Annotated in this window: 14 protein-coding genes and 1 pseudogene; 12 read left to right on the forward strand and 3 right to left on the reverse strand. The window is 32.3% G+C overall.

The window, feature by feature from the left end; translation table 11 throughout:
• The 11 genes and pseudogenes from I6U48_RS18680 to I6U48_RS18730 form a co-directional block, all read left to right on the forward strand.
• Positions 1-252, forward strand: a pseudogene (locus tag I6U48_RS18680) (knotted carbamoyltransferase YgeW); the annotation flags it as partial.
• Positions 253-372: 120 nt separating this feature from the next.
• Positions 373-3,390 (forward strand): putative selenate reductase subunit YgfK, encoded by a 3,018-nt coding sequence (gene ygfK, locus I6U48_RS18685; RefSeq protein WP_218321991.1) that lies wholly within the window; start codon positions 373-375, stop codon positions 3,388-3,390.
• Between the two features lie 35 nt (positions 3,391-3,425).
• Positions 3,426-4,754 carry a putative aminohydrolase SsnA gene (gene ssnA / locus I6U48_RS18690; protein ID WP_218321992.1) on the forward strand — a complete coding sequence of 443 codons (1,329 nt, stop codon included), beginning with the start codon at positions 3,426-3,428 and terminating at the stop codon, positions 4,752-4,754.
• Positions 4,755-4,844: 90 nt separating this feature from the next.
• The gene (locus I6U48_RS18695) at positions 4,845-6,380 is read left to right on the forward strand and encodes a methyl-accepting chemotaxis protein (RefSeq protein ID WP_218321993.1); all 1,536 of its coding nucleotides are present in this window, start codon (positions 4,845-4,847) and stop codon (positions 6,378-6,380) included.
• Between the two features lie 169 nt (positions 6,381-6,549).
• Positions 6,550-7,107 carry a TetR/AcrR family transcriptional regulator gene (locus I6U48_RS18700; protein WP_218321994.1) on the forward strand — a complete coding sequence of 186 codons (558 nt, stop codon included), beginning with the start codon at positions 6,550-6,552 and terminating at the stop codon, positions 7,105-7,107.
• A gap of 116 nt (positions 7,108-7,223) precedes the next feature.
• Positions 7,224-8,972, forward strand: coding sequence for a sigma-54 interaction domain-containing protein (locus tag I6U48_RS18705; protein WP_218321995.1), 1,749 nt, complete (start codon positions 7,224-7,226; stop codon positions 8,970-8,972).
• 403 nt (positions 8,973-9,375) lie between these two features.
• Entirely contained in the window at positions 9,376-10,464 is a 1,089-nt protein-coding gene (locus I6U48_RS18710; RefSeq protein ID WP_218321996.1) for a 4Fe-4S binding protein, read from the forward strand.
• 107 nt (positions 10,465-10,571) lie between these two features.
• A complete protein-coding gene (gene xdh, locus I6U48_RS18715; protein ID WP_218321997.1) occupies positions 10,572-13,202 on the forward strand; it encodes a selenium-dependent xanthine dehydrogenase in 2,631 nt (876 codons plus the stop codon).
• Between the two features lie 241 nt (positions 13,203-13,443).
• Positions 13,444-13,917: a metallophosphoesterase family protein gene (locus I6U48_RS18720; protein WP_218321998.1), complete on the forward strand. Its 474-nt coding sequence runs from the start codon at positions 13,444-13,446 to the stop codon at positions 13,915-13,917.
• A gap of 23 nt (positions 13,918-13,940) precedes the next feature.
• Positions 13,941-14,900 (forward strand): UV DNA damage repair endonuclease UvsE, encoded by a 960-nt coding sequence (uvsE, locus tag I6U48_RS18725; RefSeq protein WP_218321999.1) that lies wholly within the window; start codon positions 13,941-13,943, stop codon positions 14,898-14,900.
• A gap of 102 nt (positions 14,901-15,002) precedes the next feature.
• The gene (locus I6U48_RS18730; RefSeq protein WP_218322000.1) at positions 15,003-16,661 is read left to right on the forward strand and encodes a glutamine--tRNA ligase/YqeY domain fusion protein; all 1,659 of its coding nucleotides are present in this window, start codon (positions 15,003-15,005) and stop codon (positions 16,659-16,661) included.
• 164 nt (positions 16,662-16,825) lie between these two features.
• Here the strand turns inward: I6U48_RS18730 and I6U48_RS18735 are convergent, their stop codons facing one another.
• The gene (locus I6U48_RS18735) at positions 16,826-17,575 is read right to left on the reverse strand and encodes a DUF438 domain-containing protein (protein ID WP_218322001.1); all 750 of its coding nucleotides are present in this window, start codon (positions 17,573-17,575) and stop codon (positions 16,826-16,828) included.
• Positions 17,576-17,745: 170 nt separating this feature from the next.
• On the opposite strand from I6U48_RS18735, the gene I6U48_RS18740 reads away from it, so the two are divergent.
• Positions 17,746-18,270 (forward strand): ferritin-like domain-containing protein, encoded by a 525-nt coding sequence (locus I6U48_RS18740; protein WP_218322002.1) that lies wholly within the window; start codon positions 17,746-17,748, stop codon positions 18,268-18,270.
• Between the two features lie 216 nt (positions 18,271-18,486).
• On the opposite strand, the gene I6U48_RS18745 is transcribed toward I6U48_RS18740, so the two are convergent.
• Both I6U48_RS18745 and I6U48_RS18750 read right to left on the reverse strand, forming a co-directional pair.
• On the reverse strand, positions 18,487-19,362 hold the full coding sequence (locus tag I6U48_RS18745; RefSeq protein ID WP_218322003.1) for an SDR family oxidoreductase: 876 nt from the start codon (positions 19,360-19,362) through the stop codon (positions 18,487-18,489).
• A 106-nt stretch (positions 19,363-19,468) separates the two neighbouring features.
• Complete coding sequence (locus I6U48_RS18750) at positions 19,469-20,014, reverse strand: helix-turn-helix domain-containing protein (protein ID WP_218322012.1); 546 nt, start codon at positions 20,012-20,014, stop codon at positions 19,469-19,471.
• Positions 20,015-20,142: the final 128 nt, after the last annotated feature.

Consider the following 20,142-nt stretch of genomic DNA (forward strand, 5'->3'; position numbering starts at 1 on the left):
ATGATGAAGCTTACTAAAGAGGGAAAAGCTCTTTACATGCACTGTCTTCCAGCTGATATCACTGGTGTAAGCTGTGAGGCTGGTGAAGTCGATGCTAGCGTATTTGATCGTTATCGTACACCACTTTACAAAGAAGCAAGCTTCAAACCATATATTATAGCTGCTATGATGTTCTTGAGTAAGGTTAAAGATCCTTCGAAAACACTTGAGGAACTTTTAAAAAACAAGCCTCAAAGATTTTCAGGTAAATAAAATAAGCATTTGAATTTTACGGAGTGTAACAAAGTGCTTTGAGACACTTCGTAAAATTTAAATATGAATTACGTAATATAAAAATTTATTTTTTAATATATGCCTTAAGGGGGAAATTAAATGAGTGATAAGATGAGAGTAATTTCATTTGAAAAAATTCTTACAATGATTACTGAAGAATTAAAAGAAAGAGGATCTATTTTTGGTATTCATCAAGGTAAATTTTATAGAAATAAAAGTGGAAAATCAATTGAGCTATTTGGCGAAAAGTTAACTTCACCACTAGGTCCTGCAGCAGGTCCTAATTCGCAATTAACTCAAAACATTGTTGCATCATATTTAACAGGAAGCAGATTTATCGAGCTTAAAACAGTGCAAATTATTGATGGAGAAGATTTACCTGTAGCTAAACCTTGTATTCGTGCAGAAGACGAATGTTATAATGTAGAATGGTCTACAGAACTAAGAGTACCAGATGCTTATGACGAGTATATAAAAGCTTGGTTTTTACTTCATGTTTTAATGAAGGAACTTAAATTAAGTGAAGAAAGAGATTTTATGTTCAATATGAGTGTTGGTTATGACTTAGAAGGTATAAAATCTCCTAAAATAGATGCCTATATTGAAGGAATGCGCAATGCGTCAAATACAGCTGTTTGGAAGGAATGTAGAGAAGTACTTCTTAATAACATAAATTCATTTACTAACTTTACTAAAGAAGATTTAGATAAAATCTCACCAGTTGTTTGTCCATCAATTACATTATCTACTCTTCATGGATGTCCACCGCAAGAAATTGAGAGAATTTCAGAATATCTGCTTAAAGAAAAAAATCTACACACTTTTATAAAAATGAATCCAACTCTTTTAGGAGAAAAGTTTGTTAGAGATACTTTTGATGCAATGGGTTATGACTATGTAGTTTTAAATGGGCATCATTTTGTAAACGATTTACAATATTCGGATGCAATAGCAATGCTAAAGAGATTAAAAGTGGTTGCAGGAAAGCTAAATCTAGAAATAGGAGTAAAACTAACTAATACTTTACCAGTTAAAATTGATAATGGTGAATTGCCAGGAGAAGAAATGTATATGTCAGGACGTTCTCTTTTCCCACTTTCGATTACCTTGGCATCAAGATTATCTAAGGACTTTGATGGCGATTTACAAATATCCTATTCTGGTGGCGCAGACTATTTTAACATAGATAAAATTTTAGCTACAGGAATTCAGCCAATTACAGTTGCAACTACTATATTAAAACCAGGTGGATATGAGAGAATTACACAAATGGCTGAAAAGGTTGAGGGAGAATTAAAAGGAGGCTTTGCAGGCATTAATACAGAATTACTTGATAAGCTAGCTAAAGAATGTATAAATGATAAACACCACGTTAAAGACTTAAGAACTGTGGACAGCAGAAAGCTTTCTTTAGAATTACCTACTTATGATTGTGCAACAGCACCTTGTACTATAGGATGTCCTATAAACCAGCAAATTCCTGAGTATGTGGCTTTAGTTGGTGATAAAAAATATGATGAAGCTTTTGCTGTAATCGCTAATGATAATACTGCACCAGCAATTACAGGAAGCATCTGTAATCATAACTGCCAATACAAATGTACTAGATTAGATTATGATGAATCAGTTTCAATTAGAGATATGAAAAAGATTGCAGTACTAAATTCTCAAGATAAATTTATTGAGAATGTTAAAGTATCAGAGATAAAGAGTGGAAAAAAGGTAGCAGTTATAGGTGCTGGCCCTGCAGGAATGGCAACAGCTCTATTCCTAAGAAGAAACGGGGTAGACGTAACTGTAATGGATAGAAAAGAAAAACCTTATGGTGTTATAGAATATGTTATACCAGAGTTTAGAATTTCTTCTGAAATGATTAAAAAAGACTTTGAGCTTGTTAAGAGTCATGGAGTAGAATTTAAATTTGGTGTAAATGAGAATTTCAATATAGATGAATTAAAGAAGGCTTATGATTATGTAGTATTAGCAATAGGTGCTTGGAAGCCAGGAAGTGTATCACTTAAAGAAGGAAGTGAAAAAGCAGTAAATGCAATTCAATTCCTAGAGACACATAAAGCGAAAAAGGGAGATATGAATTTAGGAAAACACGTTTGTGTTATAGGGGGCGGAGACGTTGCAATGGACTGTGCCCGTGCTGCTAAGAGAGTTGCTGGAGTAGAAACAGTATCTATCGTTTACAGAAGGACTAAGAAGTTTATGCCAGCTGATAGAGAGGAAATTCAATTAGCTCTTGCTGATGGCGTACTTTTTAAAGAACTTCTTTCACCAGTTGCAATTAAAGATGGAATACTAGTTTGTGATGAAATGGTATTAGGTGATAAAGATGCGAGCGGAAGAAGAAGTCCTGTTGCTACAGGAAATACAGTAGAATTAGATGCTGATACAGTTATATTTGCTGTAGGTGAAAAAGTAGATAGTGAAATACTTGAAAAGAATGCAATAGAGTTAGATGCTAAAGGTTTCGCTAAAGTAAATAATACATGTGAAACAAGTATTTCAAATGTGTATGTTGCTGGAGATATGAAAAAGGGACCAGCTACTATTGTTAAGGCAATTGCAGATGGAAAAACAGTAGCTAAAGATATATTAGCGAAAGAAGGATTAAGCAATGATTTTGAGAAAAAAGTTATTTCTGTAGATCAAAAGACAATATACAGTAGAAAAGGTATATTAAAAGATGCTATTAACTCAGAAAAAGAAGCTGAAAGATGTCTTTCATGTAATAATATTTGCGAACTATGTGTTGATGTTTGTCCTAATAGAGCAAATATTATGATTGAAGTAGAAGGAGACTTTGTTTCTTCGCATCAAATAGTACACATAGATGGAATGTGTAACGAATGTGGTAACTGCGGTATCTTCTGTCCTTATAAGGGAAATCCATATAAAGATAAGATAACAGCCTTCTGGAATGAAGAAGATTTTGTTGATAGTACAAATAAAGGATTCTTAATTATAAATAAGGATAAGGGACTTTGCAAAGTAAGAACTGAAAATGGAGAGATTGTAGATTACACTATTGGCGAAGAAAATGTTGTTTCAAAACAAATGAAGAGTGTAATTAAGAGTTGTTTAGAGAAATATAGCTATATGCTGTAGAAATTTAAAAATATAAGGTTAGAGAGGGATTGTGAATGTTATTAATTGGAAATGGTAAAGTAATTACTAGAGATAATAAAAGACCAATTATTGACAACGGATGTGTTGCTGTTGATGGTAATAAAATCGTTGAAGTTGGTTTAACAGAAGAACTTAAGAACAAATATGAAGATGCCAGATTCATTGATGCAAAGGGTAGACTAATTATGCCTGGGTTTATCAACACTCATATGCACTATTACAGTACTTTTGCCAGAGGAATGGCTAATGATAGTCCTCCGGCAAATAACTTAGTAGACATATTAGAAGGATTGTGGTGGAGACTTGATAAAAAGTTGACTTTAGATGATGTTTATTATAGTGCAATTGTGCCAATGATTGATCAGGTGAAGAATGGAGTCACCACTGCTTTCGATCATCATGCAAGTCCATACGCAGTTAGAGGTAGCTTGTTTAAAATAGCAGAAGCTGCAGAAAAGATTGGTATCAGAAGTAATTTATGTTACGAAACTTCTGATAGAGATGGAGAGAAAATTGCTGATGAAGGAATTGCTGAAAATGTAGATTTCATTAAATATTGTAACAGCAAAAACGATGACATGCTTAAGGGTATGTTTGGGCTTCATGCTTCTATGACAATATCAGATAAAACTTTAAATAAGTGCCTTGATGCGATACAAGGATTAAATACAGGTTTCCATGTGCATACAGGTGAAGGTATTGAGGATTTACAGGATTCGAAAGCTAAATATGGTAAAGGTGTTGTAGAAAGATGGTATGATTCAGGGGTGCTTTCAGATAAGACTTTTGCAGTACACTGTATTCATGTTTCAGAGCAGGAAATGGATTTACTTAAGGAGAAGAACACAATAGTTGTTCATAATCCAGAGTCTAACATGGGAAATGCTGTAGGAGCATCACCTATACTTAAAATGTATGAAAAAGGAATACTATTGGGACTTGGAACAGATGGATATACTTCGGATATGATGGAGTCCTATAAAGTTGGAAATATTATACACAAACATGTTGCTGCAGATTCTAAAGTAGCATGGACAGAAATTCCACAAATGTTATTTGAAAATAACAAAAAGATTACCGAAAAATTTATCGATGGCCAAGTTGGAATCTTAAAAGAAGGCGCATTAGCAGATATAATTGTTGTAGATTACAATCCATGGACACCAATTAATGAAAATAATATTAATAGTCATTTATTGTTTGGCATAAGTGGACGTAATGTAGATACTACAATTATTAATGGAAAAGTTGTTGTAGAAGAAAGGCAACTCGTTGGCATCGATGAAGAAAGTATTATGGCAAAAGCTAGGGAATTAGCAAGTGCCGTATGGAAGCGTTTCTAAGAAATTTGTTGTTCATAGTTAAGGAACTTTTACTTCCTTAACTATGAACAATTTTTTTAAGGGTGTAGATTTAATAAAGGAGGACTTTGTGTGAAAAATTTTTTGATAGTTATAGTTTCATTTGTATTAGCTTTTATAATTGCAATTGGAACTAAATTAAAGGATACTAATGCTCTTTTATTATTCGGAATAATTAATTCGCTATTTATTTGGTTTGCACTATACTTTAGTGATAGAAGGAGCTCAAGTAAGGATGCTAATCAACCAGTATCTTTAACGAACAGAAATTATATGGAAGACAATGAGCTTAAAGCTTATTTGAAAAAAATACTTAATAATGCTATAGATTTAAATGATGCTTTAGAAAATATTAAAGCAGGTACAACAGAAAACGGAAAAGCTGCGGAACTTATTGCTCTAAATACACAAAGTATTGTGGAAGAGAATAGAGAACAATTAAAAATAGTTGATGAAGCAGCAGACAATTCTCAAAAAATTGCAGAAATGATCTTTAGTGCGGCTGAATTTGCTGATAATGCAAACAAGTCATCCCAAAGTTCTATGAACACTTCTATAGAGGCCAATAAATCGGTTAAAAAGATTATTGAAACTATGCAAGAAATTGAAAAAACGGCTGCACAGACTTCTTTAATAATAAATTCTCTGACAGAAAAATCGAAACGGATTGGAGATATTATATCTCTTATAACAAGTATTGCTGACCAGACTAATTTACTTGCATTAAATGCAGCAATCGAAGCAGCACGTGCAGGAGAAAATGGAAAAGGCTTCGCAGTGGTAGCAGATGAGGTAAGAAAACTGGCGGAACAATCTAACACCTCGGCTTCGGAAATAAGCAATATTATCAATGAAGTAAAGAAGGACATTAATTCTTCAGCAGTTTCTATTGAACAGGTAACAAACTATGTATCGGAAGGCATTGATGTGACAAATGCAGCAGGGTGCTCATTAGAAGAAATATTGGAAGCTTTTAGGCAGAGTGCAAAACAAACAGAAGAAATACAACATCGCATTAACGAAACCGTAAAAGGTTGTAATGCAGTAGTAGCTATTGCAGAAAAGAACCAGGAAATGGCGGGTACAACAGCAAGAGCGACTGCGGAAATTGCAGCAGCATCAGAAGAGCAAAGTGGGTCTATTGAAGAGATTATCAGCATTATAGATGTTATAACAGATTTATCAGAAAAAACTAAACAACATATTGCTTCTGCGGTTATGGATAAATTAATGTATAGCAAAACCCTTGAATTTAAGAAAATTGTAGAGAAAAATAAAAGCTTTAATGGTTCATTTCATACAATGAATTCAATTGCATTAGAATTAGGAGTGGATGAAGTAGATATTACTAATCCTAAAGGAATCATTTGCTATTCAAATGTAGAAAAAGCTATTGGTTTGAATATATATGAGTTAAAGATGAATAATGAAAATCGTGATATTAAGAAAGAGTTATTTGTTGATAAAATTCCATATTCTGCTAGTTCGCTCGAAATAAGTTCACAGACAGGAAAACTTTATAAATTTGTGATGATTCCAAACTACGAAACTGGAATTATATATCAAGTTTCATTATCTTACGAATCTCTATTAAAATTATTAAATTAAAGAGAATTTATTATTTATACATTAAAGTTAAACTAAATTTGATTTAGAACCTATAGTAGATGTTATTCCTAATAAATTGCTTTTATATTGATAGATTTAGAGTTGTTAATGAAGTATTTCGATTACAGCTAAGACTATAGTTATTTTCAGGAAAGAGGTTATACATAGGATGGCAAAAGACATAGATGAGAAGATATTGGATGCTGCAAGGAAGGTGGTATCAAGGGAAAAAATAAGCGGTACTCGTATGCGCATGATAGCAAAGGAAGCTAATATGAGTCAATCTAACCTGCATTATTATTTCCCAACTAAAAATGATCTAATGATAGCTATTTTAGATAAGATACAAGAAGAGTTTTTAGAAGATCGCAAGAACTATATTAATTTAGAAGATAAAACAATTGAAGAAAATGTTAGTGGATTTTTTGAACAGAAGAAAAATGAGATTCTTCATAACAAGGAAATAGATTGTCTTCAGTTTGATTATTGGGTTCAAGGAACAGTAAACGAAGAAGTAAGGGAAAAGTTTCAGAATACCTTTAATCTTTGGCGTAATAATATAAATAGAGTTTTGAATAAGAGTGAAGTTAATGAAAGTAAAAGGACTATGATTCCATTTATAATGATATCATTAATGATTGGAGCATCAATGCAATATCTTATTGATGAAGGCAAATTTGATTTAGAAGAATATTTTGATATAGTCAAAAAAATAATATTTGATTAAGTTTTATTAAGAAATAATTATTTTAGAGTGGTACAAGATGCCACTTTTTTTATATAGAATAAATTATTATAATAATTATATTAGATAAAATAGTTAAGTTACAAGGATGGATGACTATGACGGAATCATTATTAAAGCAAATTCAAGACACAGTGGTTAAATATACTAAAGTAATATCGAATGTTGTCAATGTTGATGTTGAAATTATTGATAAAGATTTTAACAGGATTGCAGGTACAGGAGTATATGAAGATAAAATTAATGAAAATATTTTAAAAGAAGCATATGTTTATAGTGAAGTTATAAAAACTGGAGAACATCATATAATAGAAAATCCAGGCCAACATGTTTTGTGTAAAGAGTGTCAAAGAAGAAATTGTTGCGTAGAAAAACTGGAAATAAGCACTCCCATAAAATTTGAAGATGAAATAATTGGTGTGATAGGACTCATTTGCTCCACTGAAGAACAAAGATCTAATATCCTAAATAAAATGGTTTCTTATTTGCAATTTTTAGATCAAATAGCAGAATTCATTGGAAATAAGATATACGAATATTTGGAAACAGAAAGAAACAAAGCATCGATTCTTTTGCTTGAACAAATAATAAATAATGTGGATAAAGGAGTAATAATTATTGATGATAATGATTGTATATTCCATATAAATAATAGTGCTATGAAGCAGCTTAGACTTACACCGGAGCATGTTGGTAAGGGTATTAAAATCACATCAAAAAATGAATTTATAATTGGAGAAGAGGAATTTTCTGTATTTATAGAGGATAGAGAATATCGTTTATTAGGAGAAATATTATTAGTTCCTATGGCGATTTCTTCTCATAGAAAGGTTTTTATATTTAACCAAATAAGAAAATTAAAAAATGATGCATATGAAATAACAAATGCTCATCAATCAATAAAGGTTGACAATATTTTAGGACAATGCAAGAAGATGTTAAATCTTAAAAAATCTATTCTAAAGGCGGCGGATTCAAACTCTACAATATTGATTACAGGTGAAAGTGGCACTGGAAAAGAATTGGTTGCAAGAGCAATACATTCAGAAGGTAAAAGAAGGGGTAAACCCTTTATTGCAATAAATTGTGGAGCCATTCCAGATGCTTTATTAGAAAGTGAATTTTTTGGATATGTAAAAGGTGCCTTTAGTGGAGCTAATCCCAATGGTAGAATAGGAAAGTTTGAATTAGCTAATAAAGGAGTGATTTTTTTAGATGAAATTGGAGATATGCCGCTTCATCTTCAAGTAAAAATATTAAGAGTGATTCAAGAAAGAAAACTTGTAAGAATAGGTTCAAATCAACTTATAGACCTGGATATTAGAGTAATAGCAGCTACTAATAAAGATCTAAAACAGTTGATAAAAGAAAATAAATTTAGAGAAGATCTTTATTATCGTTTAAATGTTATACCAATAGATATACCTCCATTAAGAGAAAGAGATGGAGATATAGAAATAATTATTATGAAGCTCATTGAGAAATATAATGGCGTATTTGATAAATATGTGCATACAATAGACATTGATGCTAAAGCTATATTAGTTAATTACTCTTGGCCAGGAAACATTAGAGAACTTGAAAATACTATAGAATATATGATTAACTTAGCCGATGAGAGTGGAATATTGACAATTGATATGATTCCTCAGAGCATTTTAGAATACAAGGGAGGAAACAAAGTTGGTTGTAATATTAATGATATCAGGACTCTTAAAGACATAGAAAATGAATACATCTTGAAAGCATTAGATATTTGTGGAAGGGATACAAAAGGAAAGCAGGTAGCTGCTAAAAAGTTAGGAATAGGAATAGCAACTCTTTATAGAAAGCTTGAAGATTTATAGAGTGCTGAAATAAAAATCAATATATCAAAGTGATTTAAAGGTTTGGGGAAGCATATAAAAATCTTTTTATTATCAAAATGATAAAAATACTGGTGATATGATTCCATGAAGATATTAGATAGGTGATTAAAGGAGCTATCATAATGATAAAAAATTATCATTATGATAGCTTTAACTATTTTGTAAAACTAAAATCCGTACAACAGCCATTTTTACAAAGTACGTGGGAGTATTAGAACGAGCAGTCATCGGGTAAACTTTATATTTTTTTGGCATAAAAATTGCTCATATAAAAAACATATGAATGAGTCGGCTATATTACTGTTATAAAAGTTCTTTCAGAAAAATTATTAGCAACTACAAAATAATGTAGTAATTCATTTAAAAGTGTAGAGGAGTTATTATGGCAAAGTTAAAAGTGAATATATGTGGTATAAATTTTCAGAATCCTGTTATGACGGCATCAGGGCCAAGTTCACAGGATGCAGATCTATGTATTGCTGCCGCAAAAGGTGGAGCAGGAGGAATAGTTACAAAAACAATATCTGTAGATCCTGCTGAAGTGCCACGCCCATGTATGGCTAATATAAATAGTGGGTTTATGAATGTAGAAATGTGGTCAGAGCTTACGAAGGAACAGTGGTTTGAGGTAGAGTATAAGAAGGCTAAAAAGATTAATGTACCAATAATTATAAGTATAGGTCACACAGCTTATGAAATTAAAGAATTGGCACCCTTTGTAAAACCTTATGCAGATGCGATTGAGATTTCCACTCATTATGAAGGTACAGATGTAACTCCATTTATTGAGGCTATAAAGATTGCTAAGAGAGAATTTGATGTACCTGTGTTTATGAAAATAGGTCCGCAAACAGACATTAAAAACATAGTGAAGGCTATAGAAGATGCTGGAGCAGATGGAATTGTTATGGTAAATTCTTTTGGGCCATGTATGTCAATAGATGTTAACACAGGATATCCTATCATAGGAAGTAAAACTGGCTATGGATGGCTTTCGGGAGTATCTATTCGGCCATTAGCAATAAGATGCATATATGAAGCATATCAGGCTGTTAACATTCCGATAATAGGAGTTGGTGGAATAACAAATGGAAAGGATGCAGCAGAAATGATTATGGCAGGAGCCTCTGCCGTTCAAGTGTGTACAGAAGCTATACTTAAAGGTCCTGAGGTATATGGAAGAATTACTAGAGAGTTAAATTCTTTTCTTGATGAGAAGGGATATAAAGATGTTAATGAAATAAAAGGATTTGCACATAAAAAGGCGAAGGAAAGAAAGTTCCGAACATATTCAATTCCACCAGTAGTGAATTACGATAATTGCGTAAAATGTGGAACTTGTAGAACTAGCTGTGTATACAAAGCCATTACAGTTGATGGTAAGCTTCATATAGATAAAGACAAGTGTTTTGGATGTGGCTTATGTGTAACAAAATGTCCCAAGCGAGCTTTAAAAATGCCCTTAGAGTAATATATAAAGCTTATTAGAATAGAAATTCATTTTACATTAATTAAATTGAGAGAATACGTAAAATTAGTAGAAATGATATTTATTTCTTGAATAGGGAGGAATGTTAAATGTTTAAAGTGAATGTAAATGGTGAGAATTACCAAAATGAAACAGATATGACATTAATAGATTTTCTACGAGAAGAATTAAGAATAACATCAGTAAAGAATGGATGTAAAGAAGGCGCTTGTGGAACTTGTACTGTTATTATTGATGGGAAGACAACTCGTGCTTGTGTACAAAAGCTTTCTAGATTGGAAGGTAAAAGGATACAAACTATAGAAGGATTTACAGAAAGAGAAAGAGAGGTATTTGTATATGCCTTTGCTGCCGCAGGAGCTGTACAATGTGGATTTTGTATTCCTGGTATGGTTATATGTGGCAAGTGCTTAATAGATCAAAATCCAAACCCTACGAGAGAAGATATAAAACAAGCAATTCGTACCAATATTTGTCGTTGTACTGGATATACAAAGATTGAAGAGGGAATTCTCTTGGCAGCAAAAATGTTAAGAGAAAATTCGAAGATTCCTGAATTAAAACAAACAGGGAAAGTGGGAGAGAGAACCTGTCGTGTTGATGCTCGTGAAAAAACGTTAGGTACAGCAAAATATGCGGATGATTATAGCTTTGATGGTATGCTTTATGGAAAGAATGTATTTAGCAAGTATGCTCGTGCAAAAGTGTTATCAATTAATATATATAAAGCACTTAAAATGCCGGGAGTTGTTGCAATATATACAGCAAAAAATATTCCGGGAAATAGGTATATTGGTCATCTAGCACAGGATTGGCCAGGTATGATTGATATAGGAGAAGAAACAAAATGTATTGGAGATACTCTTGCAATGGTAGTTGCAGAAACACAAGAACAGGCAATAGCTGCTGCAAAAGCGGTAGAAGTAGAGTATGAAGAATTGAAACCAATTTGTACTCCTGAAGAGGCTTCTACAATTGGTGCTCCTCAAGTACATGGAGAAGGTTTCATGCACTCTGGCAAATTTAGAGTTCCAGAAAATAATTTATTTGATCATGAGGAGGTAAAACGAGGAGATGTGGAAGCTGCCTTTGCAAATTCTAAGTTTGTAGTAGAAGGTACTTTTTATCTGCCACCAACTGAACATGCTTTCATGGAGCCGGAAACTGCAGTTGGGCTGCCTGATGGAGATGGTGTTAAGGTTATTACAGGTTCACAAGGTATTTATGATGAAAAACATGAACTTAGTAATTATCTAGGTATTCCAATGGAAAAAGTAAGGATACAAAGTGCTTATGTTGGTGGAGGTTTTGGAGGAAAGGAAGATATGAGCGTTCAGCATCAGGCTGCGCTTTGTGCGTACCTCACCAAGAGGCCCGTAAAAGTATTTTTTAGCCGTCAAGAAAGTATAAACTATCATCCAAAACGGCATGCAATGAAGATTTATTGTAAACTCGGCTGTGATGAAAACGGTATTCTGCAAGGGATGAAAGCAAGAATTACTTCTGATACGGGTGCTTATGCATCTCTCGGGGGTCCAGTTTTACAAAGAGCCTGCACTCATGCTGGCGGTCCTTATAATTATCAAAATGTGGATATAGAAGGTAATGCTTATTATACTAATAATCCTCCAGCTGGTGCTTTTCGTGGTTTTGGAGTAACGCAATCTTGTGTGGTAATAGAAGCTCTCATAAACCAGTTAGCAGAAAAGGCTGGTTTTTCTGGATGGGAGTTACGTTATCGTAATGCTATTAGACCAGGACAGTCACTGCCTAATGGACAAATTGCAGATAAAGGAACTGCTATGGTAGAAACTTTGGAAGCAGTAAAAGAAGATTTTGAAAAGTATGAAGCAGATCCAAATTATTATGTAGGGATTGCCTCTGCAATGAAAAATGCAGGTGTTGGAGTAGGTATTCCGGATATTGGACGCTGCAACTTAAAAATAATTGACGGAAAAGTTCATACTAGATCTTCTGCAGGTGCAATTGGTCAAGGAGTACAAACTGTGTTGCTGCAAATAGTTTGTGAGACAACAGGATTAGCGCCAGATCAAATTATTGTGGAACACCCTGACACCGAATATACTCCCGATTCAGGTACAACAACGGCATCACGTCAAACTGTATTTGCTGGAGAAGCAGCACATCAATCGTCGCTGCAATTAAAGGCTGATTTAGACCTTGGATATACATTAGAAGATTTAGAAGGCAATGAATATATTGGAGAATTTGATTTTAAAACGGATCCAATCGGTTCTCCCAAAACTAACCCAGTTAGCCATATTGCTTATGGATATGCAACGCAACTTTTTATTTTAGATAAAGAAGGAAAAGTTGTAAAGGTTGTTGCAGCTCATGATGTAGGTAGAGCAATCAACCCTCTTTCTGCTACGGGTCAGGTAGAAGGCGGGGTGGCTATGGGACTTGGGTATGCTTTAACGGAAGACTTTCCACTAAAAGATGGTATTCCACAAGCAAAGCTAGGCACCCTAGGTATTTTTAGGTCAAATCAGATGCCACCTGTTGAAGTTCATTTAGTTGAAAAAAATGACCCTAATATGGTGACATTTGGTGCTAAAGGTGTTGGTGAAATTGTGTGCACAATGGGTGCTCCAGCATTACAAAATGCATATTATAAAAAAGATGGCATTTTTAGATGTAGTTTACCTCTGGAGGACACATACTACCGTAAGCCCAAACTTGTAAAAAGTAGAAAATAGAATATTTAACATAATATAATTTGATTTATAAAAAACCTTTCTTAAATATATATCGTATTAATCATATAGAGTAAATTAGGTTCAAGTGAAAATTAAAATTCACATGAACCTATTTTATATTACAAATTACACATTAAATAACAATAGATGAAAGACACTAATTTAATGAAAAATACATTAATTTATGTTTAAATATAATAAAGATTTAAATACATAATATATTAACAAAAGGAGAGGTTTTATGAAAAAATATAAAATTGGAGTAATTTCTGACACGCATGGTTTGCTAAGAGAAAAAGTTCTGGAAATTCTAAAAGATACAGATTTAATTATACACGCAGGAGATGTAGTAGATTCTTCTATATTGGAAAAACTAAAAGAAGTTGCACCAGTAATTGCAGTTCGTGGCAATTGTGATAAGGGTGATTTGGCATATAAACTAAAGAAAACAGAAGTAATAGAACTTGAAAAAACACTCATATATGTTCTTCACGATATTGATAAATTAGATGTAGATTTGGAAGTAGCAGGCATTAATATTGTTATAAGTGGACATTCACATTGTCCACTAAAGGTAAAACGTAACAATATATTATTTTTAAACCCAGGGAGTGTAGGACCTAGGAGGTTTAAACTACCAGTAAGTATGGCAATATTAAATATAGATGATGATGACATAAATGCAGAGTTAATTGATATAGATTTAGAAGAATAGGTTATAATTAAGAGGTGATTTTTATGAGAGTTTCCTTAGGATATGTATCTATAGCATTAAACCTTCCTAAGACCACAGCATCAAGCACAGTAACTTATGCAAATTATGAAAAACAAGGTAGTGATGAGAAAAAGTTAAATAAATTAAAACAGGTGACACTATCTAATGTAGATGATTTATATAAGATACTTCAGTATAATGCAGAAAATGAAGTTAATTTTTATAGGATAACTTCGCAGCTTATACCGTTAGCTAATCATCCTCAGGTTGAGAATTGGGATTATAGGAAAATTTTCAAAAAAGACTTTGAGAAAATTGGAAGGTATATAGAAGAACATAATATGAGGGTAGATACTCATCCAGATCAATTTAATGTAGTTAACAGTATAAAAGATGAAGTTGTAGAAAATACAAAGAAAAATCTTTGGCTTCATGTTAATTTATTTGAAGATCTAAAATATCCTAAAGGGAAGATGGTATTACATATAGGAAGTAGTCAAGGTGGTAAAGAACATGCGGCTAAGCGGTTTATAGATAATTTTGTGAGTCTACCGAAAGAGATAAGTAGTAAATTGATATTAGAAAATGACGATAAAACTTTTACTGCTAAAGAGGTTTTGAGAATATGTAAAGAAGTTCAGGTTCCTATGGTATTAGACGTACATCATCATAAGTGCAACAATAATGGAGATAAATTGGAAGACATGATTAGAGATATATTTGATACATGGGACAATCAAATGTTGCCTCCTAAAATTCATTTCTCAAGCCCAAGGGATAGTGAATTTGATAGGAAGCATTCAGATTATATTAATTCACAGGAGTTTATTGAGTTCATAGAGATGTGCAAACCCTTAGATATTGATTTTGATGTTATGTTAGAAGCTAAAAAAAAGGATTTGGCTTTGTTTAAACTTATAGAAGATATAAAAAAAATTAGAAGTGATTATAATTGGGTAAATAAGACTACACTAGAGATTTAGTCAAAAAAATAGTTTTTTGTGAATTATTAATAGAAAGAAATGCTATTTTGTGATATATTTATTTTTAGTATGAATTTAATGCATAAGAGAAGGGTGAGAAAAATGGAAAATATGACAAGTTCATCAAATTTTATAAAAAATATAGTAGTGGAAGATTTAAATTCAGGAAAATATAAAGAGATAGTAACGCGTTTTCCTCCAGAGCCAAATGGATATTTACATATTGGCCATGCAAAATCAATAGTATTGAATTTTGAATTGGCAGATGAATTTAAAGGTAAAACAAACTTACGTTTTGATGATACAAATCCAACTAAAGAAGATACAGAATATGTTGAATCAATAAAGGAAGATGTTAAGTGGTTAGGTTTTGAGTGGGATAATTTATTTTTTGCTTCAAATTATTTTGATGAAATGTACAAGAGAGCCACTTTATTAATTAAAAAAGGTATAGCTTTTGTAGATGATTTGAGTGCAGAACAGATGAAAGAATATAGAGGAACCCTAACTCAGTCAGGAAAAGAAAGTCCTTATAGGAATAGAACAGTAGAAGAAAATTTAGATTTATTTGAGAGAATGAAAAATGGTGAATTTAAAGATGGTGAAAAGGTATTAAGAGCTAAAATAGACATGTCATCACCTAATATAAATATGAGAGATCCTGTAATATACCGTATAGCTCATTCATCACATCATAATACAGGTGATAAGTGGTGTATATATCCAATGTATGACTTTGCACATCCACTTGAGGATGCTATAGAGGGAATTACGCATTCAATCTGTACATTAGAATTTGAAGATCATCGTCCACTATACGATTGGGTGGTAAGAGAATGTGAGATGGAAAGCAAGCCTAAGCAAATAGAATTTGCAAGATTAAATTTGACTAATACAGTTATGAGTAAAAGAAAGTTAAAATTATTAGTTGATGAAAAATTTGTGGACGCATGGGATGATCCTCGTATGCCTACGATTGCAGGATTAAGAAGAAGAGGATTTACACCTGAAGCTCTACGTAATTTTTGTAAAGCTATAGGTGTAGCTAAAGCGGCTAGTACTGTTGACGCTCAAATGCTTGAACATTTCTTAAGAGAAGACTTAGAGCAGAAAGTATTTAAAACTATGGCAGTATTAAGACCTATTAAGGTAGTTATTACAAACTATCCAGAAGACCAAGTTGAAATGCTCGAGGTTCCATATAATCAAGATAATCCTGAATTGGGAAGTCGTATGGTTCCATTCTCGAGAGAATTGTATATTGATGAAGATGACTTTATGGAAGATCCTCCTAAGAAATACCATAGATTATATCCAGGTAATGAAGTGAGATTTAAGGAAGCTTATTTTATTAAATGTAATGATGTTATTAAAGATGAAAATGGTAAGGTTGTAGAATTGCATTGCACTTATGATCCAGAAACTAAGAGTGGAACTGGATTTACAGGAAGAAAAGTTAAAGGAACAATTCACTGGGTAAGTGCTAAACATGCAGTATCAGCAGAAGTGAGATTATATGAACCTTTAATATTAGATGAGGAAAAAGAAGATGGAGAGACTTTCCTAGATCAGGTCAACCCTAATTCATTAGAAATACTCAATGCATTTGTAGAGCCAAGCATGAAAGATGCAAAAGCTCATGATAAATTCCAATTCATAAGATTAGGATACTTCAATGTAGATCCTAAATACACAACTGAAGACAAACTAGTATTTAATAGAATAGTATCTTTAAAAAGTTCATTTAAGATACAAAAATAATATATAGGATTGAACACTAGAGAGCCAGCCTATACTAGCTTTCGTATATTCAATCCTATATAGATACCTGCAACAGAAAGTAGACTTATACGCAGGGAGATGGTGCCGAAGCTTGGTAACATCTCCCGGAGGATAAGTCTATTTTCGGTCGTGGGTATCTAATACTATTTTCCAGGTGTAAAACTGCAGTAACCAATTTTATCACATTCTTCTTTCATTTGATTCCATAATGTTGAATCGGTAAGGGTTTCTATAGATGAAGGATAAAGTATGTGATTTTCTTTATAAATATGGTCTCTTAGGTTAAATACTAAATATTTAACTGCTTCATCTAAGGATGTCTTAAATTGATTAAAGTCCATAGCTTCTATTTTAAAAATTAGATTTCTTATTTCATGTTTTTTATTTCTTAACATATCATGTTCCATTCTCATAATTCTTGTAGGTCCGGTAACTCCTCGTGATTCTAACTCAGGAAATAAAACATCTTCTTCTCTTTTATGATGATTTTCAGCATCAATTATGCTATCTATTGTTTTTAAGAGATTATTAAATTCAATAATGTTTTTATCATATTTAGATATTGTTTGTATTTTAGCATTGAGTTCTTCTAATAGACTTAATAGTTTTAATATTTCGTCATGTTCTTCGATTAAAGTAGTAAGAACATGATTAGGGGATAATTTTAATTTAAGTTTATCTAATTCACTTTTTAAAACTTCCATATGAATATCACATAGGTGTCTTAAATCTTCAGGTTTAGTTCCATCCTCAATTAGTTTCTGTTCAGCTAAAGATAACTCTAAAGGATCCACGCTGGAAACCATCTTTAAAGCCTCTGATTTTAGAGATTCAGTAATCTCTTCAGAATTTAACCTTTTTAATAAGTTCACTAACCTATCAATTTTATCCATAATAAAACCTCCTCTTATAATTCGGTACAATTTTTTCTTTTCGTTGATTTTATTATAGAACTATAGGAATCGAATTACTGTGATTGCAATCAAAATTTATAGAAATTAAGACATAAATATATGGTTTGAATAATATTCTATAATGTATAAAAAATATATTAGGAGGAAATATGCCAGAAGATTTAACAAGACACAATAGTTTTTCTGCGAATTCACACTATCCAGAACCAAAGATAGAATGTAAAAATATAAATTATGCAAATATACTACTTCAAGATTATGCTGGTACAGTAAGTGAATTGACGGCTAGTTGCTTGTATGTATTTCAACATATTGTAAGCGAAGATAGATATAAAGATTATTCTAAACTAATAAAGGGCATCTCAATAGTAGAAATGAAGCACTTACACCTTTTGGGAGAAACAATTAAGCTGCTTGGTGTTAAACCTGTTTATACAAACTCGGTGTATCCTTGTGGTCAACTTTGGTCGGCGGCATATGTTAATTATACAGATCGTATATTAGATATGATTTTAGAAGACATAAAATCAGAAAAACAAGCTATTAGAAACTATGAAAAAGATATGTGCTTGATAAATGATAAATATATAAGAAAATTACTTGAAAGAATTATAGAAGATGAAAAAGTACATTTAAAATTGTTCAAAGAAATGTATAAAGAGTATAGTAAATAAGAGATAAAAAACAATAAAAGTAATCTGGCTATTATTTTTAGTATTCAGATTACTTTTATATTTAGGTGGTGAAGATATTTTATATACCAGAAAGTAGACTTATACGCAGGTATATGTTTCTAAAGCTGAAGGCACATATAAAAAGTTTTTATAGTGCTGAAGCTTGGAAACATATACCGGAGTGTAAGTCTACTTTCGGCCGTGGATGTGTCTATACTAACCACCTATAAAAGATCCTCCATTTACATGTATAGTCTGGCCCGTAACATATGATGATTCAGGGGAAGCTAAATACACATAAGCAGGTGCTAAATCAACTGGTTGAGCTGGTCTTCCTATTGGAGTATCCGTACCAAACTTTCCAACTTGCTCTTTGCTGAAGGAGGAAGGGATAAGGGGAGTCCATACAGGCCCGGGAGCAACTGCATTTACTCTTATATTTCTGCCTATTAACGAGAGTGCTAATGATCGTGTAAAAGTGATTACTGCGCCTTTAGTAGCAGAGTAATCTAATAACAACTCATCACCAGCGTAAGCGGTTATAGATGCTGTATTTATGATGCAGCATCCAGGATTAAAATGAGGCATAACTGCGCGTGTCATATAGAACATACTGTATATATTAGTTTTAAAGGTTTTATCTAATTGCTCATTTGTGATGTCCTCAATACTATTTTGTGGGTATTGAGCAGCCGCATTATTAACTAATACATCTATTTTGTTGAATTTTCCCACAACCTTTTGAATAGTAGATCTGCAAAAATTATCATCAGTGATGTCTCCAGGCAATAAAAGACATCCAACTCCTCTACTTTCAATTAAAGCTTTAGTAGCTTCTGCGTCACTATGTTCATCATAATATATAATAGCTACATTGGCACCTTCTTTTGCATAGGCTAGAGCTACAGCTTTTCCTATGCCACTATCACCACCAGTAATTATGGCAACTTTACCAGATAATCTGCTTGAACCTGTATAGTTAGGATCATCAAAAATAGGTTTAGGGTTCATTAAAGATTCTAATCCCGGTTGCTTATCTTGTTTTTGCTCAGGGACTGATTTTGGCAAATTTATGTAGAATTGATTATCCATGATAGATAAAAGCCTCCCTTATAGTTTAATTCAAATAAACAACTTCGAAGTATCGAAGTTGTTTATTATTATTAGTATTTATAGGCTTTATCATTCATTAAGTTAATTAAAAAATTGGAGGTGTTAATACAGTTAATAATTTAGAATTTTGTTTTAAAGGATTTCTCCATACATGAGGTATACTCGATGGATAGTGTATTGAATCACCAGCTTTTACTAAGTATTCAGTGCCACCTACGTCTACAATAATAGCTCCTTCTAATACGTAGACAAATTCCTCACCTGGATGGTTAAACTTGTGACCATGAGATTGTTCTGGAGGAATTGATACAATCATTGACTCTAGAGTTCTTTCAGAAAATTTACCACTTAGTAAAGTAAACTCTGAATTTGATCCTTCCATTTTAAAAACATGCTGTTCTTCAACTTTCACATGAAAGTTACTATTTTGGCAATCCTCAAAGAAGGTATTTATAGAAACACCTAAGGCATCAGCTATTTTTTTTAAGGATGTAATAGCTAGTGATGAGGTGCCGTTTTCTACTTGAGAAAGAAAACTAACAGACAAGCCCGTTTTTTCACTTAGTTCCTTAAGAGTTAAATCATTTTTTCTTCGTGTAGCACGAATCTTTTCAGAAATTTCATCCATCATTTTATCTTCCATAAGTATCACAACCTTATCTAAAATATAAAATTTCCATTTTTACCTTAAAATCATAACATATGAACTATTTAAATTCAATATAATAACTAAATCAAAAAAATATTTATTATTTAATT

Origin of the sequence: Clostridium thailandense (assembly GCF_019207025.1) — a bacterium.
Taxonomy (GTDB): Bacteria; Bacillota; Clostridia; order Clostridiales; family Clostridiaceae; genus Clostridium_AM; species Clostridium_AM thailandense.

Bases quoted from the DNA above. Each gene is read 5' to 3' on its own strand.
- ygfK (WP_218321991.1), top strand. From the start codon at position 373: ATGAGTGATAAGATGAGAGTAATTTCATTTGAAAAAATTCTTACAATG.
- ssnA (WP_218321992.1), top strand. From the start codon at position 3,426: ATGTTATTAATTGGAAATGGTAAAGTAATTACTAGAGATAATAAAAGA.
- I6U48_RS18700 (WP_218321994.1), top strand. From the start codon at position 6,550: ATGGCAAAAGACATAGATGAGAAGATATTGGATGCTGCAAGGAAGGTG.
- I6U48_RS18705 (WP_218321995.1), top strand. From the start codon at position 7,224: ATGACGGAATCATTATTAAAGCAAATTCAAGACACAGTGGTTAAATAT.
- I6U48_RS18710 (WP_218321996.1), top strand. From the start codon at position 9,376: ATGGCAAAGTTAAAAGTGAATATATGTGGTATAAATTTTCAGAATCCT.
- xdh (WP_218321997.1), top strand. From the start codon at position 10,572: ATGTTTAAAGTGAATGTAAATGGTGAGAATTACCAAAATGAAACAGAT.
- I6U48_RS18720 (WP_218321998.1), top strand. From the start codon at position 13,444: ATGAAAAAATATAAAATTGGAGTAATTTCTGACACGCATGGTTTGCTA.
- uvsE (WP_218321999.1), top strand. From the start codon at position 13,941: ATGAGAGTTTCCTTAGGATATGTATCTATAGCATTAAACCTTCCTAAG.
- I6U48_RS18730 (WP_218322000.1), top strand. From the start codon at position 15,003: ATGGAAAATATGACAAGTTCATCAAATTTTATAAAAAATATAGTAGTG.
- I6U48_RS18735 (WP_218322001.1), bottom strand. From the start codon at position 17,575: ATGGATAAAATTGATAGGTTAGTGAACTTATTAAAAAGGTTAAATTCT.
- I6U48_RS18740 (WP_218322002.1), top strand. From the start codon at position 17,746: ATGCCAGAAGATTTAACAAGACACAATAGTTTTTCTGCGAATTCACAC.
- I6U48_RS18745 (WP_218322003.1), bottom strand. From the start codon at position 19,362: ATGGATAATCAATTCTACATAAATTTGCCAAAATCAGTCCCTGAGCAA.
- I6U48_RS18750 (WP_218322012.1), bottom strand. From the start codon at position 20,014: ATGATGGATGAAATTTCTGAAAAGATTCGTGCTACACGAAGAAAAAAT.